This window comes from Brevundimonas sp. KM4 (genome assembly GCF_000964075.1).
Classification (GTDB): domain Bacteria; phylum Pseudomonadota; class Alphaproteobacteria; order Caulobacterales; family Caulobacteraceae; genus Brevundimonas; species Brevundimonas huaxiensis.
Genome location: NZ_JZRG01000039.1, coordinates 1 through 632, shown reverse-complemented (window position 1 = coordinate 632; position 632 = coordinate 1). Strand labels below are relative to the sequence as shown.

Genomic DNA, 632 nt, shown 5'->3' with positions numbered 1-632 from the left:
TGATCCTCCCTCGGTTTGGTGGACACCCATGCTAGCTTTTCGGAGCTGGAGAGGAGTGTCTGATGAGTGTTCAACGCCGGAACTTTCCGGATTCTTTCAAGCGCGAGGCCGTTGACCGCGTCGCCAACGGCGGCCTGAGCGTCGGGGCGGTGGCCCGCGAGCTTGGGCTGCACGAGACGGTGCTTCGTCGATGGATGACGCAGTTCGGGGTGCAGGCGACGGGGGCGTCGCGGCGCCCCACAACGCAGGCGTCGTCCCCGTCGCCGTCGGATCTGGCGGCGGAGGTGGCCCGGTTGCGGCGAGAGAACGGTCAGCTGCGGATGGAGCGGGACATCCTAAAAAAAGCCGCGCTCATCTTCGGAGCGGCCTCCCGATGAAGTTCGGGTTCGTCGATGAGCATCGTCAGGTCTGGCCGGTTCGCGTGATGTGCGCGGTCCTGGGCTTGTCGGCCAGCGGTTACTACGCCTGGCGCGGTCGCCCCGAGAGCCAGCGGTCTGTCGCCAATCGCGAGCTGACCGAGGATATCCGGCTGATCCATGCGGAGAGCAGCGGCTGTTACGGCTCGCCGCGCGTTCACGCCACCCTGCGGCGGCATGGGCGTCGGGTCGGTCGATCCCGCGTGGAGCGGCTGA

Annotated in this window: 1 pseudogene; it reads left to right on the top strand. The window is 67.1% G+C overall.

The features are described from left to right. Nucleotides 1-62 precede the first annotated feature (62 nt). Nucleotides 63-632, top strand: a pseudogene (locus VH88_RS15850) (transposase); the annotation flags it as partial.